At 73.2% G+C, this 24,182-nt stretch carries 26 protein-coding genes; 12 read left to right on the top strand and 14 right to left on the bottom strand.

Annotation, left to right across the window (positions count from 1 at the left end; genetic code table 11):
- Positions 1-6: 6 nt before the first annotated feature.
- Together rph and rdgB are read left to right on the top strand one after the other, a co-directional pair.
- Positions 7-774 carry a ribonuclease PH gene (gene rph, locus OHL10_RS15930; RefSeq protein WP_265523208.1) on the top strand — a complete coding sequence of 256 codons (768 nt, stop codon included), beginning with the start codon at positions 7-9 and terminating at the stop codon, positions 772-774.
- A complete protein-coding gene (rdgB, locus tag OHL10_RS15925; RefSeq protein WP_265523207.1) occupies positions 771-1,424 on the top strand; it encodes an RdgB/HAM1 family non-canonical purine NTP pyrophosphatase in 654 nt (217 codons plus the stop codon). The genes rph and rdgB overlap by 4 nt, the downstream gene beginning before the upstream one ends.
- Before the next feature lie 13 nt (positions 1,425-1,437).
- Here the strand turns inward: rdgB and OHL10_RS15920 are convergent, their stop codons facing one another.
- Together OHL10_RS15920 and OHL10_RS15915 are read right to left on the bottom strand one after the other, a co-directional pair.
- On the bottom strand, positions 1,438-1,875 hold the full coding sequence (locus OHL10_RS15920; protein WP_265523206.1) for a DUF3054 domain-containing protein: 438 nt from the start codon (positions 1,873-1,875) through the stop codon (positions 1,438-1,440).
- Positions 1,872-2,285 (bottom strand): DUF3054 domain-containing protein, encoded by a 414-nt coding sequence (locus tag OHL10_RS15915; RefSeq protein WP_265523205.1) that lies wholly within the window; start codon positions 2,283-2,285, stop codon positions 1,872-1,874. Before OHL10_RS15915 ends, OHL10_RS15920 begins: the two co-directional genes overlap by 4 nt.
- 80 nt (positions 2,286-2,365) lie before the next feature.
- Between OHL10_RS15915 and OHL10_RS15910 the strand changes: the two genes are divergently transcribed.
- A complete protein-coding gene (locus OHL10_RS15910) occupies positions 2,366-3,994 on the top strand; it encodes an ABC-F family ATP-binding cassette domain-containing protein (protein ID WP_265523204.1) in 1,629 nt (542 codons plus the stop codon).
- Positions 3,995-4,013: 19 nt separating this feature from the next.
- Here OHL10_RS15910 and OHL10_RS15905 read toward each other — a convergent pair whose 3' ends face one another.
- Both OHL10_RS15905 and OHL10_RS15900 read right to left on the bottom strand, forming a co-directional pair.
- Positions 4,014-4,577: a flavodoxin family protein gene (locus tag OHL10_RS15905; RefSeq protein WP_265523203.1), complete on the bottom strand. Its 564-nt coding sequence runs from the start codon at positions 4,575-4,577 to the stop codon at positions 4,014-4,016.
- 102 nt (positions 4,578-4,679) lie between these two features.
- On the bottom strand, positions 4,680-6,758 hold the full coding sequence (locus OHL10_RS15900; RefSeq protein WP_265523202.1) for a helix-turn-helix transcriptional regulator: 2,079 nt from the start codon (positions 6,756-6,758) through the stop codon (positions 4,680-4,682).
- A gap of 225 nt (positions 6,759-6,983) precedes the next feature.
- Between OHL10_RS15900 and OHL10_RS15895 the strand changes: the two genes are divergently transcribed.
- From OHL10_RS15895 to OHL10_RS15885, 3 genes are all read left to right on the top strand, one after another.
- Positions 6,984-7,946 carry an alpha/beta hydrolase gene (locus OHL10_RS15895; RefSeq protein ID WP_265523201.1) on the top strand — a complete coding sequence of 321 codons (963 nt, stop codon included), beginning with the start codon at positions 6,984-6,986 and terminating at the stop codon, positions 7,944-7,946.
- 2 nt (positions 7,947-7,948) lie between these two features.
- Positions 7,949-8,665, top strand: coding sequence for an alpha/beta fold hydrolase (locus tag OHL10_RS15890; protein ID WP_265523200.1), 717 nt, complete (start codon positions 7,949-7,951; stop codon positions 8,663-8,665).
- 117 nt (positions 8,666-8,782) lie between these two features.
- On the top strand, positions 8,783-9,493 hold the full coding sequence (locus OHL10_RS15885) for an alpha/beta fold hydrolase (RefSeq protein WP_265523199.1): 711 nt from the start codon (positions 8,783-8,785) through the stop codon (positions 9,491-9,493).
- Positions 9,494-9,544: 51 nt separating this feature from the next.
- On the opposite strand, the gene OHL10_RS15880 is transcribed toward OHL10_RS15885, so the two are convergent.
- The 4 genes from OHL10_RS15880 to OHL10_RS15865 are packed head-to-tail and all read right to left on the bottom strand — an operon-like array spanning position 9,545 to position 13,819.
- Positions 9,545-10,234: a Pr6Pr family membrane protein gene (locus OHL10_RS15880; protein ID WP_265523198.1), complete on the bottom strand. Its 690-nt coding sequence runs from the start codon at positions 10,232-10,234 to the stop codon at positions 9,545-9,547.
- Positions 10,231-10,803, bottom strand: coding sequence for an NUDIX hydrolase family protein (locus tag OHL10_RS15875; RefSeq protein WP_265523197.1), 573 nt, complete (start codon positions 10,801-10,803; stop codon positions 10,231-10,233). Before OHL10_RS15875 ends, OHL10_RS15880 begins: the two co-directional genes overlap by 4 nt.
- Complete coding sequence (locus OHL10_RS15870; RefSeq protein WP_265523196.1) at positions 10,800-12,383, bottom strand: pyridoxal phosphate-dependent decarboxylase family protein; 1,584 nt, start codon at positions 12,381-12,383, stop codon at positions 10,800-10,802. Before OHL10_RS15870 ends, OHL10_RS15875 begins: the two co-directional genes overlap by 4 nt.
- Positions 12,380-13,819 carry an MFS transporter gene (locus tag OHL10_RS15865; protein WP_322645577.1) on the bottom strand — a complete coding sequence of 480 codons (1,440 nt, stop codon included), beginning with the start codon at positions 13,817-13,819 and terminating at the stop codon, positions 12,380-12,382. The genes OHL10_RS15870 and OHL10_RS15865 overlap by 4 nt, the downstream gene beginning before the upstream one ends.
- A 111-nt stretch (positions 13,820-13,930) precedes the next feature.
- On the opposite strand from OHL10_RS15865, the gene trxA reads away from it, so the two are divergent.
- Positions 13,931-14,323, top strand: coding sequence for a thioredoxin (trxA, locus tag OHL10_RS15860; RefSeq protein ID WP_265523195.1), 393 nt, complete (start codon positions 13,931-13,933; stop codon positions 14,321-14,323).
- Positions 14,324-14,353: 30 nt separating this feature from the next.
- Here the strand turns inward: trxA and OHL10_RS15855 are convergent, their stop codons facing one another.
- From OHL10_RS15855 to OHL10_RS15830, 6 genes are read right to left on the bottom strand one after another with little or no spacing between them, the layout of a single operon-like run.
- Positions 14,354-15,178, bottom strand: coding sequence for an ABC transporter permease (locus OHL10_RS15855; RefSeq protein WP_265523194.1), 825 nt, complete (start codon positions 15,176-15,178; stop codon positions 14,354-14,356).
- Positions 15,178-15,966, bottom strand: a complete 789-nt coding sequence (locus OHL10_RS15850) for an ABC transporter ATP-binding protein (protein ID WP_265523193.1) — start codon at positions 15,964-15,966, stop codon at positions 15,178-15,180. The genes OHL10_RS15855 and OHL10_RS15850 overlap by 1 nt, the downstream gene beginning before the upstream one ends.
- Before the next feature lie 47 nt (positions 15,967-16,013).
- Positions 16,014-16,856, bottom strand: coding sequence for a DUF4097 family beta strand repeat-containing protein (locus tag OHL10_RS15845; RefSeq protein WP_265523192.1), 843 nt, complete (start codon positions 16,854-16,856; stop codon positions 16,014-16,016).
- 55 nt (positions 16,857-16,911) lie between these two features.
- Positions 16,912-17,445: a histidine kinase gene (locus OHL10_RS15840; RefSeq protein WP_265523191.1), complete on the bottom strand. Its 534-nt coding sequence runs from the start codon at positions 17,443-17,445 to the stop codon at positions 16,912-16,914.
- A gap of 48 nt (positions 17,446-17,493) precedes the next feature.
- Positions 17,494-18,630 (bottom strand): NAD(P)-binding domain-containing protein, encoded by a 1,137-nt coding sequence (locus OHL10_RS15835; RefSeq protein WP_265523190.1) that lies wholly within the window; start codon positions 18,628-18,630, stop codon positions 17,494-17,496.
- Positions 18,627-19,103, bottom strand: coding sequence for a MarR family winged helix-turn-helix transcriptional regulator (locus OHL10_RS15830; protein WP_265523189.1), 477 nt, complete (start codon positions 19,101-19,103; stop codon positions 18,627-18,629). Before OHL10_RS15830 ends, OHL10_RS15835 begins: the two co-directional genes overlap by 4 nt.
- Positions 19,104-19,199: 96 nt before the next feature.
- Here OHL10_RS15830 and OHL10_RS15825 point away from each other — a divergent pair, with 96 nt between their 5' ends.
- From OHL10_RS15825 to OHL10_RS15805, 5 genes are all read left to right on the top strand, one after another.
- Positions 19,200-20,270 (top strand): LLM class flavin-dependent oxidoreductase, encoded by a 1,071-nt coding sequence (locus OHL10_RS15825; protein ID WP_265523188.1) that lies wholly within the window; start codon positions 19,200-19,202, stop codon positions 20,268-20,270.
- Complete coding sequence (locus OHL10_RS15820; RefSeq protein WP_265523187.1) at positions 20,267-20,935, top strand: NADPH-dependent F420 reductase; 669 nt, start codon at positions 20,267-20,269, stop codon at positions 20,933-20,935. The genes OHL10_RS15825 and OHL10_RS15820 overlap by 4 nt, the downstream gene beginning before the upstream one ends.
- A gap of 157 nt (positions 20,936-21,092) precedes the next feature.
- Positions 21,093-21,485, top strand: a complete 393-nt coding sequence (locus OHL10_RS15815; RefSeq protein WP_265523186.1) for a GNAT family N-acetyltransferase — start codon at positions 21,093-21,095, stop codon at positions 21,483-21,485.
- Positions 21,485-22,798: a glutaminase gene (locus OHL10_RS15810; protein WP_265523224.1), complete on the top strand. Its 1,314-nt coding sequence runs from the start codon at positions 21,485-21,487 to the stop codon at positions 22,796-22,798. Before OHL10_RS15815 ends, OHL10_RS15810 begins: the two co-directional genes overlap by 1 nt.
- A complete protein-coding gene (locus OHL10_RS15805; protein ID WP_265523185.1) occupies positions 22,795-24,174 on the top strand; it encodes a DUF2252 domain-containing protein in 1,380 nt (459 codons plus the stop codon). The genes OHL10_RS15810 and OHL10_RS15805 overlap by 4 nt, the downstream gene beginning before the upstream one ends.
- The last annotated feature ends 8 nt before the right edge of the window (positions 24,175-24,182 follow it).

The following is a 24,182-nucleotide window of genomic DNA, read 5'->3' as shown; positions in this document are numbered from 1 at the left end:
GGCCGCATGACCTCTGCGAACCCTGCCGCACGCCCAGCCGTACGACCCGACGGGCGCACCCCCGACCAGCTGCGACCCGTGACGATCACCCGGGGGTGGCTCGACGCCGCCGAGGGCAGCGTCCTCGTCGAGTTCGGCCGCACACGGGTGCTGTGCGCCGCGTCGTTCACCGAGGGCGTGCCGCGCTGGCGCAAGGGTTCGGGCCAGGGGTGGGTCACGGCCGAGTACGCGATGCTGCCGCGCTCGACGAGCACCCGCAGCGACCGCGAGTCGGTCAAGGGCCGCATCGGTGGCCGGACGCACGAGATCTCGCGGCTGATCGGCCGGTCGCTGCGTGCCGTGATCGACGTCGGCGCCCTCGGCGAGAACACGATCGTGCTCGACTGCGACGTCCTGCAGGCCGACGGCGGCACCCGCACCGCGGCGATCACGGGTGCGTACGTCGCGCTCGCGGACGCCGTCGCGTGGGGCCAGCGGCACGGGGCGATCCGTGGCGGCAAGAAGGTCCTCACGGACTCGGTGGCCGCCGTGAGCGTGGGCATCGTCGACGGGACCCCCGTCCTCGACCTGCCCTACGTGGAGGACGTGCGCGCCGAGACGGACATGAACGTCGTCGTCACCGGGTCCGGGGACTTCGTCGAGGTGCAGGGCACCGCCGAGCAGACCCCGTTCAACCGCACCGAGCTCGACGTCCTGCTCGACCTCGCGCTGCGGGGCACCTCCGAGCTGACCGCGCTGCAGCTCGCCGCGCTCGAGACGGCGTCCAGCCGGTGACGGCCCCCGTCGCCGTGCCGGCAGGTGTTCCCGCCGGGGCGCGCCTCGTCCTCGCGACGCACAACCCGGGCAAGCTCGCCGAGCTGCGGGCCATCCTCGGCGCCCAGCCGGGCCTCGACCTCGACGAGGAGGCGCTCGTCACGGCGGCGGGCGTCGGCGCGGCCGAGCCCGTCGAGGACGGTGTGACGTTCGCGGAGAACGCCCTCATCAAGGCGCGCGCCCTCGTCGCGGCCACCGGGCTGCCCGCCGTCGCCGACGACTCGGGCCTCGCCGTGGACGTGCTCGGCGGCGCACCCGGGATCTTCTCCGCGCGGTGGTCCGGGCGCCACGGCGACGACGTCGCCAACCTCCGGCTGCTCCTCGCCCAGCTCGAGTCGGTCCCGGCTGAGCACCGTGGTGCCGCGTTCGTGTGCGCGGCCGCGCTCGTCACGCCGGAGGGCCTCGAGGTCGTGCGGACCGGGGAGCTCCGGGGCACGCTGCTCACCGTGCCGCGCGGCACCGGCGGGTTCGGCTACGACCCGATCCTGCTGCCCGAGGGCGAGACCCGCTCGTGCGCGGAGCTCAGCGCCGCGGAGAAGAACGCGATCAGCCACCGCGGCACCGCGTTCCGTGCTCTGGCCCCGGACGTGGTCCGGGTGCTCGCCGGCTGAGGTCGTGCGCCGGTCAGCGCCGCCCGGACAACCGGGCGGCGCGGCGGCGGCGCTCGGGCGGGGAGAGCACGTCGCGCAGCGCGACGACCGCCCGCCACCCGAGGATCGTGGCGGCGAGGACACCGAACGCGACGAGGTTGAACGCCGGGACGGTGTCGTTCGTCATCGTCACCCGCAGCACGACACCGAGCGCCCAGGTGATGCCCCACACGACCAGCCCGGTGGGCCAGAGGGACGTCGGGCGTCGCCAGGCGCGGGCGACGAGCCACCCCACTGCCAGGGAGGCGAGGAACGGCCAGGCGGCGCTCATCGCGCCGGCCGGCCCGCCGTCGCGAGCAGAGGGGCTGAGCAGCGAGAGCGCGAGCACGCTCACCACGTCGGCGATGCCCGCGAGGGCGACGACCCATGCCCGGGCCTGCCTGCGGGCCTCCCCGGCCGGCGGTGCGCTCATCCCCCGACGGTACTGCGCACGACCTCGTCCCGCGCCCGGCGCTGCCGGACGTGCGTCACGGCGGGCGCGAGAAGCCGCCACCCGACGAGCGTCGCGCCGAGGAACGCCGCCGAGACGACGAGGAACGCCGGTGCGAGGCCCGCGCCCGTCGCGGCGCGCAGCACCATCGCGACGCCCCACGTGCCCACCCACAGCCCGACACCGACGGGCCAGGGGGCCAGCGGCCGGCGCCAGGCGCGCAGCACGAGCCAGCCCACCGCGAGCCCCACGGCGAACGGCCAGACGATCCCCACCACCGCGGTGAGCGGGCTGTCGGCGGAGTGGGAGGCACGCCCCCCGACGGCGAGCGCGAGGATCGCCGCGACGTCCACGACGACGGCGAGCAGGACGGGGAGGGCGGCACGACGCATGTGCCGACCGTACCCCCGACGGGGCCTCCACCCGGGGGCCGCGTCCGCGCGGGTGCACCGGCCCGCATAGGGTTGTCGACGTGCACCTCGCCGCCGACGACCTCGCCTTCGCCTACCCGGGCCGTCCCGTCCTCGAGCACGTGTCGTTGCGGGTCTCCGCGGGAACCCGGCTGGGTGTCGTGGGGGAGAACGGCACGGGCAAGTCGACGCTGCTCGGTGTGCTCTCCGGGCGGCTGCACCCCTCGGCCGGTGACGTGCGTCGCGACGGGACGCTGGCCGTCGTCGAGCAGGAGCTCGTCCCGGTGCCCGGGGAGACGGTCGGCGACCTCGTCTCCGCCAGCCTGACGTCCCTGCGCACGGTCGCGGGCGAGCTCGAGCGGGCGACGCAGGGCTTCGACCACGAGCAGGGGAACCTTGCCGAGCTCACCGAGCTGCTCGCCCGCGCGGAGCACCTCGCGGTGTGGGACGCCGACCGGCGCGTCGACGTCGCGCTGTCCCGCCTCGGCGCGTGCCGGGACCCGGAGCGCGAGCTCGCGAGCCTGTCGGTCGGGGAGCGCTACCGGGTGCGGCTCGCGTGCCGCCTCGCCGAGCGCACCGACCTCCTGCTGCTCGACGAGCCGACCAACCACCTCGACACGAGCGGTATCGACTACCTCACGGGCGAGGTCGTGGCCTGGCGCGGCGGAGTGGTCATGGTCACGCACGACCGCCAGCTCCTCGACGACGTCGCGACCGAGATCCTCGACCTCGACCCCGCCATGGACGGGCGCCCGGTCCTCTACGGCCAGCCCGGGTACCTCGCCTACCGGTTCGCGAAGAACCAGGCGCTGCACCGCTGGCGCCAGCGCTACCGCGCCGAGCGCAAGCGCGCCGAGAAGCTCGCGGCGGTGCTCGACGCGTCGTACGAGGGGCTGTCGGACGAGTGGCGCCCGCCCAAGGGCAGCCAGAAGCACCGGCGCGCGACGCGTGCCCGCATCCACGTCAAGGCGGCGGACCGCCTCATCGAGCGGCTCGAGGCGGACGCGGTCGAGGTCCCTGTCCCGCCGCTGCAGCTCACCTTCCCCGACCTGCCGGCGCTCTCGCCCGGCTGGGACACCGAGGCGCCCCTGGTCGAGGTGCGCAACCCCCGGGTGGGGCCCGACGGCGCGGCGCGGCTCGACCTGCCGGGCACCCGGATCGCGATCCCGCCGTCCGGTCGTCTGCTCATCACGGGCGTGAACGGCAGCGGGAAGTCCACGCTGCTGGGCGTGCTCGCGGGAGCGATCGGTCTGGACCGGGGGATGCGCACGGTGCGCGACGGGGTCCGCACGGGCGTCGTCGCGCAGGAGGGTCCCGACCTGGGGCCGGACGCCCGCGAGCGCACGGGGTTCGACGAGTACGCGCGCGAGGCGCTGGACCTGCTCGACGCCGGCCGGCTCGACCCCGACCACCTGGTGCCCGTGGCGTTCCTCGGTCTGCTCAGCGAGGAGGACCTGGAGCGCCCGCTGCGCGAGCTGTCCGCCGGGCAGCGTCGCCGCTTCGACCTGGCCCGTGCGCTGCTGGCCGTCCCGCACCTGCTGCTGCTCGACGAGCCGACGAACCACCTGTCGATCGACCTCGTCGACGAGCTCACGCAGGCGCTGCGCGTGACCCCGGCCGCGGTCGTCGTGGCGACGCACGACCGGCGGATGCGCGAGGACTTCGAGGACTGGCCGCGGCTCGACCTCTGACGAGCACCGAGCGTGCGGCTCAGGCGCTCCGCAGGGACGTGGTGGCGCTGAGCAGCGCTGCGCCGAGGACGTCGCCCCAGGTGCGGGCGGCGTCGAGCTCGCCCGGGGCGACCGGACCCTGGTACTCCTCGACGAAGAAGGACCGCGAGGGCACGACGAGCTCGTAGCCCTTGCGGGTGAGGACCTTGGCCGCGGAGCGTGCGGCGGAGCCGGGGACCGAGCGGATCCTGCTGGCGCGGGTGTCGAACGTCGCGGCCAGCCGGGGGGTGCCGGCGTCCGGCAGGGCGCCGGACCACTCGCGCAGGCCGACCGTGCGGGCGGCGACGGGTTCGCTGGCCCGCTGCACGGCCTCGGCGCGCGAGCCGGGACGGGACATCGAGAACGCGTGGGTCGGGCCACCGGCGACCAGGAGGTCCGCGCCGTCGAGCAGCTCGGGCCGCGTCGCGGCGTCGGCGACGTCCACGACCGTCACGCGGGCATGGCGGCCGAGACCCTCGGCCACCTCGTGGGCGACACGGCGGCAGTTGCCGAACATCGACTCGTAGACCACCACTGCCTCGGGCACGTCGTTCTCGCTTCGCATGACCTCGAGCCTGCCGGACGGCGCACCGGCGCTCGCAGGTGCGCTGGTCCCCGGTGCGGGGGACCTTCGTCCCCGGTGATCGACCCTGCCGGGCACGACTGCTCACTCACCTCGCGTCGCGGACAACGCGTCGCGCAGCTGCGCACGCGTGGTGATGCCGAGCTTCGGATAGATCTTGTAGAGGTGGCCGCCGACGGTCCGCGGCGACAGGTACAGCCGTGCGCCGATCTCCTTGTTCGACAGACCGTCGGCGGCGAGCTCCGCGATGCGCACCTCCTGCTCGGTGAGATCGGCGACGGTCACGCCGATCTCCCGCCGGCATGCGCGGAGCTCGCGTTGCACCCTGCCCGTCCATGCACCGGCCTGCGCGCTCCTCAGGTCGAGCTCTGCACGTAGCAGGTGGCGCCGGGCCTGTTCGGTGCGTCCTGCCCTTCTCAGGCGTTCGGCGTAGACCAGGCGCAGGCGAGCGGACTCGTACACGAAGGGCAGCGACTGTGCGCGAGCCAGCAGCTCCTCCGCAGGTGTCAGCGTCGTGCGTGCGGCGATGGCCGCGTCGCAGGCGGCCAGCACGAAGTCGGCCCGCTCCGAGCGGTGCTCACGCAGGAGGTCCCGGGTCCGCTCGACCCGCGCCGCCGCCTCCTCGTCCTGGTGCAGCAGGAGTGCGTAGTCGACGAAGTCGAACAGCTCCACCGGGCCGCACGGACCGACGGTGAGGTCGAGGATGTCGGGCTGACGGGTGGACAGCAGCGCGAGCGCCTGCTCGTAGTTGCCCTGCTGCCCTTCGAGCATGACCTCGACGGAGTCCAGGACCATCCTCAGCCGGTAGCCGCGACGCAACGCCGGCTCCGCGCGGAGGCGGTCCACGCGCTCCCGCGCCGAGTCCGGCTCGCCCTGGAACGCCTCGACCAGCGCCCGTAGGGTCTCGGCGCTGACACGCAGGAGAGGGCTCGGCACGATGTCGGTGGTCTCGTCCGCGATGCTCAGCGCCGTCTCGAGCCTGCTCCAGTGCTGGTTGTGCGCGAGCATGACCGAGGCCGACGTCGCCGCGACCATCCGGACGAGGCGGTTGTCCACGCCCGTCCCGACGCCGAGGGGCGGGTCGGACGAGCCCAGCCGCATCTCGCGGTACATGTGGAGGGCCGAGTTCATGCATGCCGCGAGCTGCAGCCATCCGCGCCCGTCGGCAGCGACGGGGAAGCCCAGATGAGGCTCGGACGCGATGTTCGGGGCGCCGTAGGTGGCCGCGATCGCGACGATCTCGGGGTGCAGCGGCACCGGCACCGCGGTGCAGGTCTTGACGAAGCCCTCCCACGCGGTCACGTCGCCGTCGATCACGTTGGCGAGGGCGTAGACGGCGAGCGCTTCTCCGGTGGCGCTGGAGGTCAGGTCGTCCTCTCCCAGCCGTGCGAGGACGGTCGACCTCGCCGCGACGGGATCGTTCTCGACGAGAGCTTGCCGCAGTGCTCGGGCCGGGGCGCTCTCCCGGACGAGCACTCGTGTGTCCGACACCGCGAAGCGCTCCAGGACGCGCTCGGCGACGCAGAAGTCCCCGTCGAAGGCGGCGATGTTGGCGGCTGCGGCGGCCAGCGAGGCCGTGCTGCCCGCTGTGGTCGCCAGGTCGGCGGCACTGACGAGGCAGTGCACCGCCCACGACGGCCGGTCGGAGTGCGCGAAGAAGTCGGCGGCGACGACCAGGTCCGGGACCTGGACCGCCTCGTCGGCGAGGAGCAGGTGGAGCGCAGCTCCGCCGGGCATCGAGCGGTCCGGGAGTCGCAGAGCGCCCGCGAGCCGGTGGTCGTCCGGTTCGGCGGCCGCCAGGGCGGCGATCCGGTGCAGGTCGGAGGCCCACTCGATGCGTCCGTGCGGTGCGACCTCCACCCATCCTGTCGAGGCGGCCGACGCGCGCACCACGGTCGCAGCGCCCACCGGGCCCTGCAGCGCGAGCGCCACCAGATGCCCACGGAGATCGGGCGTCAGCGCGCGGAAGTCGTCGACGAGCGCCGTGCCTGCGGCTGGAACCTCGCTGGGGCGGGGGAGGATCTCGAACCAGTGATCATGCCGGGCGAGGCGCTCGACGGCCGCCGGGGGGACGGGCTCGCCACGGTACAGGTCCTCGGCGTGCCGCAGGACGAGTGCGGACGAAGCAGGCGCGCCGCCGTCGCACGGCGTGGGGGTCACCATGATCGATGGTACGAACGGCGGGTGCCGGCCCGCACCCCCTCTCTCCGACACGACCTGCGGGCGCTCCCGAGCGTCGTGCTGTCCGACTCGCGTGACCCGTGACGACCCCTTGATGACCCGTGCGAGTCGATCGACTCTTCAGCGCGTCGCCCGGGCGGCAGATGCTCGCTGTGTGCGGGGCGTACCACCGCCCGCACGAGCCGGGAGCACCGAGGGGAGCAGGACATGGTCGAGCACGTGCTGGAGAAGGAGGGGCAGGCCTTCGCGGACGCGACGGCCAGGCCTCCGTACCTGTACGAGATCGGACCGGATGCGGCGAGGAAGGTCCTCGAGGACGTCCAGTCCGCACCGGTCGTCACCGTCGAGGTCGACGAGAGCTGGGTGACGGTGCCGGCGGACGTCGGCGACGTCCGGGTCCGGATCCTCCGGCCCCCGGGGGCGACCGGGGTGCTCCCGGTCATCCTGTACGTCCACGGCGGTGGGTGGATCCTCGGCGACGCGGCCACCCACGACCGGCTCACGCGCGAGCTGTGCGCGGGGGCCGGGGCGGCGCTCGCCTTCGTGGAGTACGACCGCTCGCCCGAGGCAGCCTTCCCCGTCGCCGTCGAGCAGGCGTACGCCACCGCCCGGTGGATCGTCGAGAACGCGGAGTCGGAGGCACTCGACGCCGGCCGGCTCGCGGTGGCGGGAGACTCGGTCGGCGGGTGCATGGCCACGGCGGTCGCTCTCCTCGCCCGGCGACGTGGCGATGTCGCGTTCGTCCATCAGTCCCTGTACTACCCCGTCACCGACGGGGCGCAGGACACCGACAGCTACCGGGAGTTCGCCGACGGGCCGTTCCTGACGGCGGCGTCGATGGCGTGGTTCTGGGACGCCTACACACCCGACCCGGCCGTGCGGTCGGACCCGATCGTCTCGCCGCTGCGCGCGTCCGACGAGGAGCTCGCGGGGCTGCCCGAGACGTTCATCGTCGTCGACGAGAACGACGTCCTGCGCGACGAGGGCGAGGCCTACGGCCGTCGGCTCACCCGGCTCGGAGTGCGAACGACCAGCGTCCGCTACAACGGCATCCTCCACGACTTCCTGATGGTCAACCCCCTGCGCTCTTCCGCGGCGGCCGCCGCGGCGATCGCGCAGGCCGTCCACGTCCTGGGCGAGGCGCTCGGTACTCACGGAAGGAGCGAGTGATCATGTCTCCCCACAGCAACACCACCGTCGTGCTGGTGCACGGCGCCTTCGCCGAGAACTCCAGCTGGAACGGCGTGATCGAACGGCTGGCGCAGGACGGCGTCCGCGCGGTCGCGGCGTCCAACCCCCTGCGCAGCGTGGCGAGCGACGGCGAGTACGTCGCCGACGTCGTGCGGGGCGTCGACGGCCCGGTCGTCCTGGTCGGACACTCCTACGGGGGCTTCGTCACCACGCAGGCGGCGTCCGCCGTCAGCAACGTCGAGGCCCTCGTCTACGTCGGCGCCTTCGCCCCCGACACCGGCGAGAGCACGGCCCAGCTCACGGGGCTCTACCCGGGCAGCACGCTCGGCGAGAGCGTCACCGGGACGCCGCTGACATCGGGCGAGACCGATCTCACCATCCGTCCCGAGCTGTTCCACCGGCAGTTCTGCGCGGACGTCGACGACGCCACGGCGACGCTCATGGGCCTGACCCAACGCGCGATCTCCGACCGCGCCCTGAACGAGGCGCTCGCGGCCCCGACGCCGGGGTGGCGGAGCATCCCGTCGTGGTTCGTCTACGGCAGCGCCGACAAGAACATCCCCGAGGCCGCGCTCGCCTTCTTCGCGGAGCGCGCGGGGTCGAGAGGCACGACGCGCGTCGAGGACGCCTCGCACGCGGTCGCGGTCTCCCAGCCGGAGGTCGTCGCGCGGACCATCCTCGCGGCCATCGCCCGGTGACCGCTCGACGAGCCACATCGCTCGACGATCCACCGAGCCACACCCCCGGGCCGGCAGCCGCCGGCTCGACGACGACCCCGCGGGCGGAGGCACGCGGGACAGGAGAGGAACGGCATCATGAGTCACACGGACGAAGGCATCAAGAACGTCGTGCTGGTGCACGGCGCGTTCGCCGACGGTTCAGGCTGGCGGAGCGTGTACGACACGCTGACGGCCGGAGGGCACCGGGTCACGATCGTGCAGAACCCGCTCACCTCGCTCGCGGACGACGTCGCGGCCACCACGCGCGTGCTCGACCTGCAGGACGGTCCGACGATCCTCGTCGGTCACTCCTGGGGTGGCACGGTCATCACCGAGGCCGGCAACCACCCCGCCGTCGCCGGACTGGTGTACGTCTCGGCGCTGGCTCCCGACAGCGGCGAGAGCACGGCGCAGCAGTACGAGGGTTTCGCGCCCACGCCGAACTTCACCATCGACGTCGGTGAGGACGGGTTCGGCTTCCTCCACCACGACACGTTCAAGCTCGGCTTCGCCGCGGACGCCGGCGACGAGGACGCGGCGTTCCTGCGCGACTCGCAGGTGCCGATCAACATGTCGGCGTTCGCCACGCCCGTCACGCACGCCGCGTGGCGGGACAAGCCGGCCTGGGCCGTCATCGCCACCGAGGACCAGTCCTTCGACCAGGCCATGCTGCGGCACATGGCGACGCGCGCGGGCGCCGAGATCACCGAGGTCTCCGCCAGCCACGCCGTCTTCATGACGCAGGCAGGAACCGTCGCGGACGTCATCCACACCGCGACGCAGAACGCGCTGGCCGAGGTGCGGTGACCGATCGCGTCAGCGCGGACCCCGGACGCACTCAGGGCGCGGGGCGCAGCGTCAGGGCGCGGGGCGCAGCCGCCGGTCCACGACACCGACGACGGCGGCGAGGGCCAGGAACAGCACGGCGACGACGGCCGTGCTGGCCAGCGCCTGCGGGTAGCCGATCGCGGAGACGTCCAGGAACGGGTACGGGTACCAGTCGACGACCGCGCCCCGGAGGAACGTATAGGCGATCCACGCGAGCGGGAGGACCACCGACCACCAGACGGTGCGGGCGCCCGTGCGCGGCCGTGGTCCCACCAGCAGCCAACCCATCACGGCGACCACGGGTGCGCCGGTGTGCAGGAGCAGGTTCGAGATCACGCCGGCACCCGTGAGGTCCACGAGCCCGCGCAACGCCGTGTGGTAGACGACGCCGGTCACGGCGATGCACAGCAGGCCGTCGAGCCGGGCGACGCGGAAGACCGGCCCGTCACGGCGCGGGTCGAGGGCGAGCAGGAGGCACGTGATCCCGACGAGGAGGTTCGACTGGATGGTGAAGTAGCTGAAGACGCGCACGATGCGCTCGGTGTGCGTCGGGGCGGTCCCGGGGCCCTCGACGACCGCCGTGACGACCTCCATGAGGACCCCGACGAGCGCGATCACCGCGACCGCGCCGTGCCACCACCGGGCGGCGGTCGGGCGCGTGGGCGTCGTCGCGGGCGGGGGTGCGGTGCCGACGGGCGTGGCGCCCGTCGCCTCGGTCACGGCAGCCGGCCCACGAACGCCATCGCCTGGCGCAGGAGCACGCCCTGCCCACCACGCATCTCCGACTGGACCTCGTCGCTGCACGCCTGCTCGGGTGTGAGCCATGCGAGGTCGAGGGCGTTCTGCTGCGGGCGGCAGTCTCCGGACACCGGGACGACGTACGCGAGCGACACCGCGTGCTGGCGCGGGTCGTGGTAGGCGGTGATCCCCGGGGTCGGGAAATACTCGGCGACCGTGAAGGGTTGCGGGGACGCCGGGACGTGGGGGAGCGCGACCGGGCCGAGGTCCTTCTCGATGTGGCGCAGCAGCGCGTCGCGGATGCGCTCGTGGTACATCACGCGGCCGGAGACGAGCGCCCGTGTCATGAGGCCGTCGGTCGAGACGCGCAGCAGCAGACCGACCGCCACGACGTCGCCCGAGTCGTCGACACGCACCGGGATGGCGTCGACGTAGACGAGGGGTACCCGGGAACGGGTCGCGGCGATCTCCTCCGGGCTCAGCCAGCCGGCGGGGGCCGGTTCGTCGCGGGAGTAGTTGTCGTCAGGCGGGAAGTCCGCGGTGTCCGTCACCCGACTGTTCTACCAGGAGTGCCTGGCCGGTGCCCCGCGGGCTCGACGAGGCGGGCGATGAGCTCGACGAGCAGGCGCTCGACCGCGGGCCCGGGCAGCCCGTCGACGAGCGCCATGAGCGGGGCCGTCTCGGCCGGGACGTCGACGCCGGGCTCGGCGTCCGTGCCGCCCAGGCCGGCGTGCTGCAGCACGGCCCACGCTCCCGCGGCGTCGAGCGATGCGAGCGCGGCGGCGACGTCGGCCGTGCCCGCACCCGGGAGCATGCGGCCCGTCAGCGCGCGGACGACGTCGGCGGGGTCGGGGGCGGGCTCACCACGGACCTCGTCGGCGGCGCGGACGAGGTCGTCGCAGAGCTCGTCGACGATGCGCGCGGTGACGGGCGTCACGGTCAGGTGCGTGGTGCGCCCGAGGCGCGTCCCGTCGGGCTGCGTGCTCGCGGGCTGGGGCTGGAGCACCCAGCCGTAGCCTCGGACCCGGTCGGCCCACACGTGCGGGTCGACCTGCTCGTGCGGTGGCCGGCCGGTGTCCGCGGCGGCCGCGAGCAGCGGCCCGGTCGGCGCACCCATGAGCCGGAGCCCGGTGATGCCCGCGACGGTCGCGGTGAGCCGGGCCGTGGCGTGGGCGCAGCGGGCGGCGAGCGCCTCGTAGCCCGGCACACCCAGCGCCTGGGTCACGGCCCACGCGGCGGCGAGCGGACCGGCCGACCGGGACCCGAGCACGGTCGGGTTGACGACCGGGTACCCGGGCCAGGCGGTCGTGGCGAAGAAGTGCCCGCGCTGCAGGTCGCGCCCGCGCACGAGCAGCACGGAGGTGCCCTTCGGGGCGTAGCCGTACTTGTGCACGTCCGCGGAGATGCTCGTCACGCCGCGCACCCGGAAGTCGAAGGGCGGGACGTCGTCGGGCCAGAAGGGCAGGACCCAGCCGCCGATGCACGCGTCCACGTGGACCGGGATCGCGGCGTCCGCGGCGGATGCGGCGACCTCGGCCACCGGGTCGATCGCGCCGTAGGGGTACGACGGGGCGGAGACGACGACGAGCGCGACGTCCGCTCCCAGCCGGGCGACGACGTCGGCGGCCCGCACGGCGCCGGTGACCGGGTCGACGGGGACCAGGTCGAGGTCGAGGCCGAGGTACTGCGCGGCCTTGTGGAACGCGGCGTGCACGGTGACGGGCGCGACGATGCGCGGCCCACCCGTGCCGCCCGTGCCGCGTGCACGCCATGCCTCGCGCGCGGCCTTGACGGCCAGCAGGCAGCTCTCGGTCCCGCCGGTCGTCACCGTCCCGACGACTTCGTCGTCGCCGTGCAGGACGTCGCGCGCGAAGCCGACGAGCTCACGCTCCATCACGCCGACGGACGTGAAGGTCGTCGGGTCGAGCCCGTTGAGCGGCTGCACCGCGCGGATCGCCCGGGCGGCGAGCTCGTCGAGCTCGGCGAGGTCCGGGTCGTACACGTAGGACAGCACCCGTCCGCCGTGCGTCGGGGCGTCGGCGGTGCGCAGTGCGTCGAGCCGCTCGAGGATCCCGTCGGTGCGGACGGGGACGGCGGGGAGCCCTTCTGGTCCGGTGGTCTCATGGGTCACTGTCGGTCCTCTCCGTCGATGTCTTCCCTGCGCAGGCGGTACCGCGCGAGGGCGAGCAGGCTGCCCGCGACGAGGGCCGCGGGGAGCAGGGAGAAGCTCCACACGATGCCGTCGATCGCGGCGGCGGGCTGGACCAGGTCGACGTCCACGGTGGACGGGCGGAACCCGGTCACGCCCAGCACGACCGACAGCGCTCCGGCCCCGAGCGCCATCCCGGTCGTCTCCCCGGCCGTCCACACCCCGCTGAACGCCCCGCCCCGGCCCGGGCGGTGGACGCGGGCGTCGTGCGCGATGACGTCGGGCAGCATCGACAGCGGCAGCACCTGCATGCCGGCGTAGGCGATGCCCGCGAGCGCCGTCGGCGCGTACACCCACGGGCCGGGGACCCACAGCAGAGGGACCATCCCGAGGGTGGCGACGGTGAACAGCACCGTCGCGACGACGAAGCCGCGCTCCTTGCCGGTGCGCCGGGCGATGCGGGTCCACAGCGGCATGACGAGCAGGGCGGGGGCGATGAGCGCGGCGAACAGCAGGCTCACGGCGGACTCGGAGTCGAGGACGTACGTCGCGACGTAGGCGGCGCCGGCGAGCATGGCCCCGACCGCGACGGCCTGCAGGACGAACGCGACGAGCAGCATCCGGAAGGGGGTGCTGCGGCGCAGCGCCCCGGCGGCCTCCCGCACGGACCCGCGGACGGCGTCGCGCACCGCGCCACGCGGGGCGGCGCCGAGCGGGCCGCCCGCTGCCGCGCGCGGGGTGGTACGGGGTGCGGTGCGGGCGGTGACGAGCATGCCCGCGCCGATGGTCACGCCGGCCACCACGCCCATGACGAGGTAACCGGTCAGGGAGTCGCCGTCCCCGCGCAGCGCCGGCCCGCCGGCGCCGAACAGCAGGATCGCGAGGGCGAGCACCGCCACGCGCCAGGCGAGCAGGCGGGTGCGCCCGTCGTAGCTGCCCACCATCTCGGCGGGCAGCGCGATATACGGCACCTGGAAGAGGCTGAACGACGTCGCGGCAAGGAGGAACGCCACGAGGACCCACAGCGCTGCGGCGGTGCCGGTGGTCCCCGCGGGTACCGCGAAGGTGAGCGCGAAGAACACGGGCAGGGTGAGGGCACCGATCGTCATGAGCCGGCGGCGCGAGCCTCGCCGGGCGAGGTCGCGGTCGGTGGCGTACCCGATGGCGGGATCGATGACGACGTCCCACACCTTGGCACCCGTGACGACGAGGCCGGCGAGGGCGGCGGGCACGGCGAGCGCGTCCGTCAGGTAGTAGAGCAGGACGAGACCGGGCAGGGTACCGAAGCCGCCGGTCCCGACCGAGCCGATCGCGTAGCCGGCGATCGTCCGGCGGGAGGGGGGCGCTCCCTGGCGGCGATCCGTGGGGGGCAGCGCGGGGTCGGTCTCGTCGGGTCGACCGTCGGTGGCGTTCGTCACAGGAGCCACCCTAGAGCGCGGTGGCGCCCCGCAGGCGGGGTGCCCGGGAATACCAGCGCGCCGTGGCACGCTGAACGGGAGGAACCCACGACGCCCCAGGAAGGGACACTTATGGCCACGCAGGAGCTCACCGACGCCACGTTCGAGCAGACCATCAAGGACAACGACATCGTCCTCGTGGACTTCTGGGCCGAGTGGTGCGGCCCGTGCCGGCAGTTCGCACCCGTCTTCGAGGCGTCCTCGGAGACCCACCCCGACGTCGTGCACGGCAAGATCGACACCGAGGCCGAGCGGGCGATCGCCTCTGCGGCAGGCATCACGTCGATCCCGACGCTGATGGCGTTCCGCGAGGGTGTCCTCGTCTTCTCCCAGCCCGGCGCGCTGCCGGCGCCCGCGCTCGCCCAGGTCGTCGACGCCGTCAAGGGTCTCGACATGGACGACGTCCGCGCGCAGATCGCCGCGGCCCAGAACGGCACGAGCGCCGACGGCAGCGCGTCCAGCTGATCGTCCCGGGCTCCCTGCCCGCCCGAGCCGTCAGCGGCGCTCGCGGCGGTACAGGGAGCGGGACCGGGCGTAGCCGACGGCCCCGACCAGGACGCACCAGCCGACGGCCTGGAGCGTCGTCGAGACGTCCGGCGACGCTCCGGTGAGCAGGGACCTCGTCGTCTCGATGATCGGCGTGAAGGGCTGGTGCTCGGCGAACCAGCGCACGCCCGCCGGCATGGTCTCGACCGGGACGAACCCGCTGCTGAGGAACGGCAGCGCGGTGAGGATCATGGGCGTGTTCGACGCCGTCTCCACCGACCTCGCGGACAGCCCCATCGCGACGCAGAGCCAGCTGAAGGCGAACGTGACCAGCGCGAGCAGCCCGGTCAGCGCCAGCCAGCCCAGCGGCCCGGCGCCCGGCCGGTAGCCGAGCGCGACCGCCAGCCCGAGCACCACCGCGACGGCCACGAGGGCCTGGACCACGGTGCCGAGCACCGGCCCGCCGAGCACGGAGCCGGGGGAGATCGCCATGGTCTTGAACCGAGCCATGATGCCACCGGTGGCGTCCATCGCGGCGGTGATGGCGACGCTCTGCGCCGCACCGACGACCGCGAAGAGCAGGATGGTCGGTGTGATGTAGTCGAGGTAGGCCGCCCGCCCGTCCGCGCCCGGGTCGACACCGGGCATCACACCCGCCCCGATCGTCCCGCCGAAGACGAAGACGAACAGCAGCAGGAGCAGGACGGGGATCGCGAGGGTGAAGCTGGTCAGCCCCGGGTAGCGGGCGGCGCGCAGGAGGTTGCGGCGCAGCATGGTGAGGGTGTCGGTCACCGGGCGCGCGTGCGCCGTCGGGGTGAGGGTCAGCGTGGTCATCAGGCCACCTCCTGCGTCGTCGGGTCGGGGTCGGCGGTCGGGCCGGTCGAGGGTTCGGTGAGGCGCAGGAACACGTCGTCGAGCGAGCTCGCGCCGTGGGCCGACTTGAGCTCGGCCGGTGTGCCCTCGGCGACGATGCGGCCGCCGTCGAGCACCGCGACGCGGTCGGCGAGCTGGTCGGCTTCCTCGAGGTACTGCGTGGTGAGTAGGATCGTGGTGCCGGCGGCGGAGAGCGCGCGCACCTCGTCCCGCAGGGTGCGACGGCTGCGGGGGTCCAGGCCCGTGGTGGGCTCGTCGAGGAAGACGACGCTGGGGCTGCCGACGAGCGTCATCGCCAGGTCGAGCTTGCGGCGCATGCCGCCCGACCAGGTGGCCACGGGCTTGCGTGCGGCGTCGGTGAGCCCGAGCTGTGCGAGCAGCGCGTCGACGCGCTCGCGCCCCTCGCGGCGTCCCAGGTGGTGCAGGGACGCCATGAGCCGCAGGTTCTCGACGCCGGTCAGCAGGTCGTCGACGGCGGACGTCTGGCCGGTGACGCCGATCGCGGCGCGCACGGCCCCGGGCTGCGTGACGACGTCGTGCCCGGCGACGCGGGCGGTGCCCCCGTCGAGCGCGAGCAGCGTGGACAGGATGCCCACGACGGTGGTCTTGCCGGCGCCGTTGGGGCCGAGCAGCGCGGTGACGGTGCCTGCGCGGACGGCGAGGTCGACGCCGTCGAGCACCTGCTGGTCTCCGTAGGACTTGCGCAGGCCGCGGACGTCGACGGCGAGGTCGGTGGTCGTGCCGGTCATGGTGGAGCTCCTCTCTCTGGTGAGCGGTAGTGATCTGGGGGCGGGTGTCAGGGGCGGCGGACGATGATGTCGCCGTAGCCGGTGCTCGCGTGGATCTCGGCCGTGGCCTCGTCGTGGACGGGGCCGCCGGTGGGTGTGAGCTGGTTGCGGACCGTGCCGCGCTCGGACGCGACGTCGAGCCAGGCGGCGGTTCCCTCGGGGACGCCGACGTCGATCGAGCCGTAGGACGTGGTGAGCGTGGCCGACCCGGACTCGACGCGGTCGACGCGGATGCTGCCGAACGCGGTCTTCGCGGCGAGCGTCCCGCGGACGCGGCCCACGGCGACGTCACCGTTCGCCCCGACGACCTCGAGCGAGCCGGTGACGGAGTCGACGGTCGTGGTCCCGTTGCTCGCGCGGACGGTGCCGTCGCCGGCCAGCTCGGCGATGCGCACGGTGCCTGAGCTCGCCTTGATGGACGTCGGCCCTGTGACGCGACCGGCGACGACGGGCCCTGCCGAGACCTTGAGGTCGAGGCGGTCGGCGCCGTCGAGCCGTGCCTCGCCGCCGTTGAGGGTGAGGTCGACGTCGCCGAGCCTGCCCTCCGCGTACAGCGAGCCGGCCTTGCCGCTGAGGTCCGAGCCGGCCGGGAGCTCGATCGTGACGAGCGCGCCGCCGGACGCGAAGGGGAGGACGTACTGCTTCCAGGCGGACGGGTAGACGATCGTGACGGCGTCGCCGTCGCGGGCGACGCGCGTCTCCTCCGCGGCGCGCACCGAGCCGGACTTGGTCGGGTCGGCGGGCAGGACGGTGACGACGACGTCGTCCCGTTCGCCGGCGACGACGTGCAGGTTGCCGAACGGCACGTCCACGACGACGGGGACGGGGGCAGGCGCGGGGAAGGTGGTCATGGGGTGCTCCAGGTGGTGTCAGAAGTGGTGTCAGGGTTGGTGAGGTGGTGCCGCGTCAGCGCACCCAGCCGGTGAGCCGGGTCTCGCCGCGCTTGTCGGGGCGGGCCTGCGGAGCCGGGTGACCTGTCGGCTGCTCGAGCGCTCCCGCGACCGCACGGACGAGCCAGGTGTTGACCGAGACGCCGTCGCGGGCGGCGGCGACCTCGACCTGCGTCTTGAGGTGGTCGGGCAGGCGCAGGGTCGTCCGGGTGGTGCTGCCGTCCGCGTCGGCGGGCGGGAGCTCCGGCGGCCCGGCGAGCGCTGCGGGCGGAGCCGTGGCGGCCGGAGTCGAGGGGGCGGTGGGCGTGGCAGGGGCGTCGACGACGAACTCGGGGTCACCGCCGCGCAGGCGGACGTCGACCGAGCCTGGTGCGAGCTCGGCCGAGATCTCGCCGGCCGCGGCCGAGAGCGCGTCGAGCAGGACGAGGCGGACGGCGGCGTCGAGCGGTGCGGTCAGCCGCTGGGCGAGCTGGCGGGCGTCGTCACCCGCGGCGTCGGCCGCGATGACGAGGCGGTGCTGGAGGTCGTCGACGTACGGTGAAAGATTCATGACGCCATAGTGACACCATCCATGGTGTCATGGCAACACCTGGTGGTGTCAGGATGCTCGGGACCCGGCGCCGAGGGCGGGTGCACGGAGCCTGCTGAGGGCGCGGACGGCGTCGCGGCCGGCGCGGTTCGCGCCGATCGTGGACTGCGAGGGACCGAACCCGACGAGATGGACGCGGGGCTCGTCGGCGACCTGCGTGCCTGCCATCTCGATCCCGCGCCGCGCGTTGCGCAACGCCAGCGGGTCGAGGTGGCCGAGCGCCGCGCGGAACCCCGTCGCCCAGAGGATCGTGTCGACCGGGGTGAACGTGCCGTCGGCCTCGCGCACCCCCAGGGGTTCGATGCGGGTGAACATCGGACGTCGGGCGAGCGCACCGCGCTCCTTCGCCGCGAGTGCGTAGGGGGTCCAGAGGAGACCCGTGTACGACACGACGCTGCCCGTCAGGTTCCCCGCCTCGGTGTCGGCGGTGACCCTGGCGATCACCTCGCGCCCCTCGACCTCGGGATCGAACTCGCCGTCCCGGAAGACCGGCTCCCTGCGCGTGTACCAGAGCACCTCGGCCACGCGGGAGATCTCTTCGAGCTGCTGGAGGGCGGAGATCCCCCCTCCGACGACGGCGACCCGCTGGCCCGCGAACTCCTCGAGCGAGGTGTAGTGCTGCGTGTGGAGCTGGCGTCCGGTGAAGCTCTCCTGACCGGGATAGGTGGGCACCGTCGGGTTGGTCCAGGTCCCGGTCGCGTTGATGATCGCCCGCGCCGCCCAGGTGCCGCTGTCGGTGTCGACCAGGAGGTCACCGTCGGGCTCGTCGTCGGCGCGCGTCACGGAGTCGACCCGGACGGGGCGCAGGATCGGCAGCTGCATCTGATGCTCGAACGCGGCGAAGTACGCGGGCACCGCGCGGCGAGCGGGCACCGACGGATCGACGGGTGTCCGCCGGAACCCCGGCAGGTCGAAGATGCCGTTGACGGTCGCCATCGTGAGGGACTCCCAGCGGTGCAGCCACGCCCCTCCGGGCCTGTCCTCGGCGTCCAGCACGACGAAGCTGCGGTCGGCGTCGGGCTCGGCCAGGGCGCTGGCGAACCCGCGCCGGCTCAGGTGGTACCCGGCCGAGAGGCCTGCCTGCCCGGCGCCGATCACGACCACCGTCGCGCGGCGCAGGGGCCCTGTGGTGGACGACGTCGTCACGCCGGGCCGTCCAGGTCCAGGTGGCGGCGCATCGCCGCCGCTGCCTCACCGAGATGGGCGAGCTGCTCAGGGGTGAAGGCGTCGACGAAGACCTCTTTGATTGCCTGGAAGTGGGGGAGGGTGCTGGCACCGAAGGCGCGCGCGCCCTCGTCGGTGAGGGACACGCGGGACCCGCGGGCGTCCTCCTCGCAGGGCTCTCGGCGCACCAGGCCGCGCTTCTCCATCCGGCCGAGCTGGCCGGACAGGCGGCTGCGTTCCCACCCGATGAGATCGGCGAGGGCTGAGGACCGCAGCGCTCTTCCGTCCGCCTCGCTCAGCGCGAGGAGCACCCGGTAGTCCCCGCTCGAGAGCTGTGAGTCCTGGTGCAGCCGAGCCTCGATGCGAGCGCGCACGATCTCGAACGTCTCGAGGTGCGCTCGCCAGATCGCGAGCTCGTCCCGCGTGGGGACCCTGCGACGCGACGCGGTGCCCATCGCCCCTCCTTAGTAGTTGACATGTGAATCATATGGAGACATGATTGACGTGTCAACTACACGGTGGGAACGACACGTTCGAGGGAGTTGCGCACGATGGATGTCTCGCAGATCGAGTTCGGCATCGACAGCTTCGGGGACCGCCCCCGGGACGATCGCGGGGAGATCGTCTCGCACGCGCAGGCGATCCGCGCCGCGGTGGCCGAGGCGGTGCTGGCGGACCAGGTCGGTATCGACGTGGTCGCCCTGGGCGAGCACCACCGGCCGGAGTACGCGATCTCCAGCCCGGAGACGGTGCTGGCCGGAATCGCGACCGCCACGAAGCGGATCCGCCTCGCCTCGGGCGTGACGGTACTGTCCTCGGACGACCCGGTGCGGGTGTTCCAACGGTTCGCGACCGTGGACGCGCTCTCCAGCGGTCGGGCCCAGGTGATCCTCGGCCGGGGTTCGTTCACCGAGTCGTTCCCGCTGTTCGGGTACGACCTGAAGGACTACGAGGTCCTGTTCGAGGAGAAGATCGACCTGTTCCACCGGCTCCTGGACGAGAAGCCGGTCACGTGGGAGGGCACGACCCGTGCCGCCCTGCAGGACGCCGACGTGTACCCCAAGACCGAGTCAGGGCGTCTCGACACCTGGGTGGGTGTGGGCGGGTCGCCGCAGTCGGTGATCCGCACCGCCCGCTACGGGTTCCGGCTCATGCTCGCGATCATCGGCGGAGCGCCCGACCGGTTCGCGCCCTATGTCGATCTCTACCGGCGCGCGAGCGAGCAGCTCGGCACGACCGCGCAGCCGGTGGGGATGCACTCACCCGGATTCGTGGCGGCCACCGACGCCGAGGCGAAGGAGCTGTTCTACACCGGGTACAAGGAGATCCGTGACCGGATCGGGGCACTGCGCGGCTGGCCACCGCTCCGTCGGGAAGAGTTCGACGCTGACGTCGAGCACGGGTCGCTGTACGTCGGTTCGGTCGAGACCGTCGCGGCGAGGATCGCCCACGCGATCCGTGCGCTGGACGCGGGCCGGTTCGACATGATCTATTCCGCGGCCGGCACCGTCTCGGCGTCCGCCCGGATGCGCTCGGTCGAGCTGTACGGCGCGCAGGTCATCCCGCGGGTCCGCGAGATCCTGGCCGAGCTCCCCGCCGGTGCGGTCGGAGCGGCACGATGACGGGCCCCGTCACCACGCTCGGGATCCTGGGCGCCGGCAAGGTCGGGACCGTGCTCGCGCGGCTGGCAGTCGCCGCCGGCTACCGGGTCCTGGTCTCCGGGTCCGGCGACCCTGCGAAGATCTCGCTGACCACCGAGGTCCTCACCCCGGGAGCGATCCCCGCCTGGCCGGCCGAGGTCGCCCAGGCCGCGGACGTGGTGATCCTCGCGCTCCCGCTCAGCAAGCACCGCGACCTCCCCCTCCCGGAGCTGGGAGGGAAGCTGGTGGTCGACGCGATGAACCACTGGTGGGAGATCGACGGTCCCCGGGACGCGGTCCTCCCGCCGGACGCCACCTCGAGCGGCGTCGTGCAGCAGACGCTGACGGGAGCGCGGGTCGTCAAGGCGCTCAACCACATGGGTTACCACGACCTCGAGGGCGAGGCCCGCCCGCGGAGCACACCCGGGCGCAAGGCGATCGCGATCGCCGGGGACTCGCCCGAGGATCTCGCGGTCGTCTCCGAGCTGGTCGACGCCCTCGGTTTCGACGCGCTCACCATCGGCGACCTCACAGCGGGAGCCCGGCTCGAGCCCGGGACGCCTGCCTTCGGTGCGAACGTCGACGTCGGCCGGCTCCGCGATCTCACGAGCGACTCCGTGCCGGCCCTGCTCGGGGAGCGACCCTGAACGGAGAAGGTCGGTCCCGCGCCGATGCGCGGGTGCTCTCGGTGGGCCAGGGTTGACCATGTTCCGACCACACGGTGTCGACTGACGGCGCCGCACCAGGGGGTCATCCGGCCCGACCGTGCGACGTCGTGCAGCACGGCAGGAGAGAGGACTTCGCGTGACACACGAACTGACCGACAGGAACGGCGACCCGGTGACGGTGGGGATCGAGCCCGGCCGACCGATCAGCGCCTACGTCGTGCGGATCGCCGACGGCTCTGCGGTCGGCAGGGTCGACTTCATCGATCCTCCGGCGGCAGACCACGAGCGGATCGTCTTCCACACCGAGGTGGACGCGGAGTTCGGGGGGCGCGGTCTCGCCGGCGTGCTGGTGAGCGCGGCGCTCGACGACAGCATCCGCAACGGCCTCACCGTCGTCCCGGTGTGCCCGCTCTTCGCCCGCCACCTGACGAGGCACGGTGACGAGTTCGTCGCGCGCGGCGGCGTGTTCCGGAAGCCGACATCGGCAGACATCACCGTGGTCACCCGTGCGGTACGAGGCGGGGCATGATGCGGCCAGTCGTCCCCGACTACCTGACGGAGGTGCTCGGTGATGTCGAGGCGGACACCTCAGGTGTCCTGGCGCAGTACATCCCCGAGCTCGCAGCAGCGGACCCTGATCGGCTCGGCGCGGTCTTCGCCACCGTGGACGGCCAGGTCTACGGGGCCGGCGACGTCGACACCGAGTTCACGATCCAGTCGATCTCCAAGCCGTTCGCGTACGCGCTGGCACTGGCTGACCGCGGCTTCGACGCCGTGCTCGCCAAGGTGGGTGTGGAGCCGTCGGGAGAGGCGTTCAACCAGATCTCCCTCGAGAGCGACACCGGGCGCCCCTTCAACCCCATGATCAACGCGGGCGCGATGACCGCTCACTCGCTGGCGGGTGCGGAAGGTCTGAGCCCGACAGAGCGCGTGGAACGCGTGGTCCACGGCCTGTCGTCGTTCGCCGGACGCCGCCTGACGGTCGACGAGGCCGTGTGCGCGTCCGAGATGGAGCACGCCCACCGCAACCTGGCGATCGCGCACATGCTCCGCAGCCACGACATCCTCACCGAGGATCCGCGGGCCGTGGTGGACGGCTACGTCCGCCAGTGCTCGGTGCTGGTCACCGCACGCGACCTGGCCATGATGGCGGCCACGCTGGCCAACCGTGGGGTGAACCCCGTCTCGGGCGAGCAGGTCGTCGACGCGCGGGTGGTGCGGCAGGTGCTGAGCCTCATGGCCACCTGCGGCATGTACGACGCGGCCGGTGACTGGGCGACCCAGGTCGGCATCCCGGCGAAGAGCGGCGTGGCGGGCGGCCTGATCGGTGCCCTGCCCGGTCAGATCGGCATCGCCACCTTCTCGCCACGGCTGGACGTCCACGGGAACAGCGTGCGCGGCGTGTCGCTGTTCGAACGGTTCTCGTCCGACATGGGCCTGCACGTGATGGAGGTTCCACCCACGGCGCTCGCGGTCGTGCGCTCCAACGAGGTCGTCGGGCGTGGACCGGACGCGATCCGTGTGCTCCACCTGCAGGGAGGGATCCGTTTCGCCGCGGCCGAACGCGTCGTCCGTGAGGTCGTGGACCACCCGCCCTCGGAGTACCGGGTCGTCCTCGACCTCACGCTGGTCTCCTCGATCGACGACGTGGCACGGCGCATGGTGCTCGAGATCGTGCGTCGGCTCACGCTGGACGGCCACGAGGTCTACCTCGTCGACCCGGAGACCATCCTCCCTGACCCCGAACCCGGCGACGGCGGCAGGGTCACGGTGATCGACGACGTCGGGCACGTGGCGAGCACGACGGTCCACGGTGCGACCTACGGTGGGGTCCCGTCATGACCGGTGAGCCGGTCGCGCGCGTCCGCGCGTCCGAGCGAGTCGGTGCAGACGCCGACGACGGGCGTCGCGCGCGCCGGCGCGCCCCGCGGCGGTCCGCCGGGCTGTGGGACCCGGGCGTCCGTCGCGTGAGCGCGATCGACCGGCTGCGCGCGCAAGAAGCCGTGCGCGACCAGGCGCTCATGCCGTTGCGCTATGCCCGGATGGCGACCTCCCCGTGGACGTACCTGCGGGGTGCTGCTGCCGTCATGGCGGCGGACCTTGCCGCCGCACCGCACTCGGGCCTCACGGTGCAGATGTGCGGCGATGCGCACATCCTCAACTTCGGGTTCTGGGCGTCCCCGGAGCGACAGCTGCTCTTCGACGCCCGCGACTTCGACGAGACCCTGCCCGGGCCGTTCGAGTGGGACCTCAAGCGCCTCGCGACCAGCGTCTACGTGCTCGCGGACGCGGAGCAGCTCGAGGTCTCGTGCGGGGACGACGCCGCGGCTGCCGCCGTCGAGGCGTACCGCGCGGCGATGCGGCGGTACGCGCGGATGGGTGAGCTGGACGTGTGGTACGACCGGATCACGCCGGACGTGCCGCTGAAGGGTCTGAGCTCGGAGTTCGCGGAAGCCGCGGCCCGCACCATCGAGAAGCAGTCGAGGAAGCGGACGCACCAGGGGGTCGCGAAGCAGCTCGTCGTCGACGAGGACGGGCGCCGGAGGATCGCCCTGGACCCCATGAAGCGCATCGACGACGGACTGGACGACGCCCAGCGGTCCCGCGCCTACGAACAGGTCTACGACACGTACCTCGCCTCGATCCCGCCCCATCTGCGGCGGCTCGTCGAGCGGTTCAGCCGCGTCGACTCCGTCCGGCAGATCGTGGGCGTGGGGAGCGTCGGCATGCGCGTCTGGTTGCACCTGCTGGAGGGCGACAGCGGTCGTCAGCCGGTGTTCTCCCAGGTCAAGCAGGCGACGGCATCCGTCTACGAGGAGCACCTGGGCCCCAGCGAGTTCTCGAACCACGGCGAACGCGTCATCGTCGGTCAACGCCTCATGCAGACCGCGAGCGACATCTTCCTCGGCCACATGCGGGTCGACGGCCACGACTACTACGTGCGCCAGTTCCGCGACATGAAGATCATCCCCAGCGGGCAGGAGATCTCGGGGTACCTGCCCCAGTTCGCCGCGGCGTGCGGACGTGCGCTGGCGAAGTCGCACGCTCGCAGCGGTGACCCCGAGGCGGTGGCGGGCTACATCGGCGGCGGGGACGCCTTCGCTGCCGGCATTCTCGGCTTCGCCCGCGCCTACGCCGAGCAGAACCGCGTCGACCACGCCGATCTCCGCGCCGCGATCGCGAACGACGAGGTCAGGGCCGCTGAGAGAGCCTGGTAGCAGGCCTA

It is taken from the genome of Oerskovia flava (genome assembly GCF_026163685.1).
Taxonomy (GTDB): Bacteria; Actinomycetota; Actinomycetes; order Actinomycetales; family Cellulomonadaceae; genus Oerskovia_A; species Oerskovia_A flava.
This window is presented reverse-complemented; position numbering and strand designations above follow the sequence as displayed.

Bases quoted from the DNA above. Each gene is read 5' to 3' on its own strand.
- rph (WP_265523208.1), top strand. From the start codon at position 7: ATGACCTCTGCGAACCCTGCCGCACGCCCAGCCGTACGACCCGACGGG.
- OHL10_RS15920 (WP_265523206.1), bottom strand. From the start codon at position 1,875: ATGAGCGCACCGCCGGCCGGGGAGGCCCGCAGGCAGGCCCGGGCATGG.
- OHL10_RS15915 (WP_265523205.1), bottom strand. From the start codon at position 2,285: ATGCGTCGTGCCGCCCTCCCCGTCCTGCTCGCCGTCGTCGTGGACGTC.
- OHL10_RS15905 (WP_265523203.1), bottom strand. From the start codon at position 4,577: ATGCGAAGCGAGAACGACGTGCCCGAGGCAGTGGTGGTCTACGAGTCG.
- OHL10_RS15900 (WP_265523202.1), bottom strand. From the start codon at position 6,758: ATGGTGACCCCCACGCCGTGCGACGGCGGCGCGCCTGCTTCGTCCGCA.
- OHL10_RS15895 (WP_265523201.1), top strand. From the start codon at position 6,984: ATGGTCGAGCACGTGCTGGAGAAGGAGGGGCAGGCCTTCGCGGACGCG.
- OHL10_RS15890 (WP_265523200.1), top strand. From the start codon at position 7,949: ATGTCTCCCCACAGCAACACCACCGTCGTGCTGGTGCACGGCGCCTTC.
- OHL10_RS15885 (WP_265523199.1), top strand. From the start codon at position 8,783: ATGAGTCACACGGACGAAGGCATCAAGAACGTCGTGCTGGTGCACGGC.
- trxA (WP_265523195.1), top strand. From the start codon at position 13,931: ATGGCCACGCAGGAGCTCACCGACGCCACGTTCGAGCAGACCATCAAG.
- OHL10_RS15855 (WP_265523194.1), bottom strand. From the start codon at position 15,178: ATGACCACGCTGACCCTCACCCCGACGGCGCACGCGCGCCCGGTGACC.
- OHL10_RS15850 (WP_265523193.1), bottom strand. From the start codon at position 15,966: ATGACCGGCACGACCACCGACCTCGCCGTCGACGTCCGCGGCCTGCGC.
- OHL10_RS15845 (WP_265523192.1), bottom strand. From the start codon at position 16,856: ATGACCACCTTCCCCGCGCCTGCCCCCGTCCCCGTCGTCGTGGACGTG.
- OHL10_RS15840 (WP_265523191.1), bottom strand. From the start codon at position 17,445: ATGAATCTTTCACCGTACGTCGACGACCTCCAGCACCGCCTCGTCATC.
- OHL10_RS15830 (WP_265523189.1), bottom strand. From the start codon at position 19,103: ATGGGCACCGCGTCGCGTCGCAGGGTCCCCACGCGGGACGAGCTCGCG.
- OHL10_RS15825 (WP_265523188.1), top strand. From the start codon at position 19,200: ATGGATGTCTCGCAGATCGAGTTCGGCATCGACAGCTTCGGGGACCGC.
- OHL10_RS15820 (WP_265523187.1), top strand. From the start codon at position 20,267: ATGACGGGCCCCGTCACCACGCTCGGGATCCTGGGCGCCGGCAAGGTC.
- OHL10_RS15810 (WP_265523224.1), top strand. From the start codon at position 21,485: ATGCGGCCAGTCGTCCCCGACTACCTGACGGAGGTGCTCGGTGATGTC.
- OHL10_RS15805 (WP_265523185.1), top strand. From the start codon at position 22,795: ATGACCGGTGAGCCGGTCGCGCGCGTCCGCGCGTCCGAGCGAGTCGGT.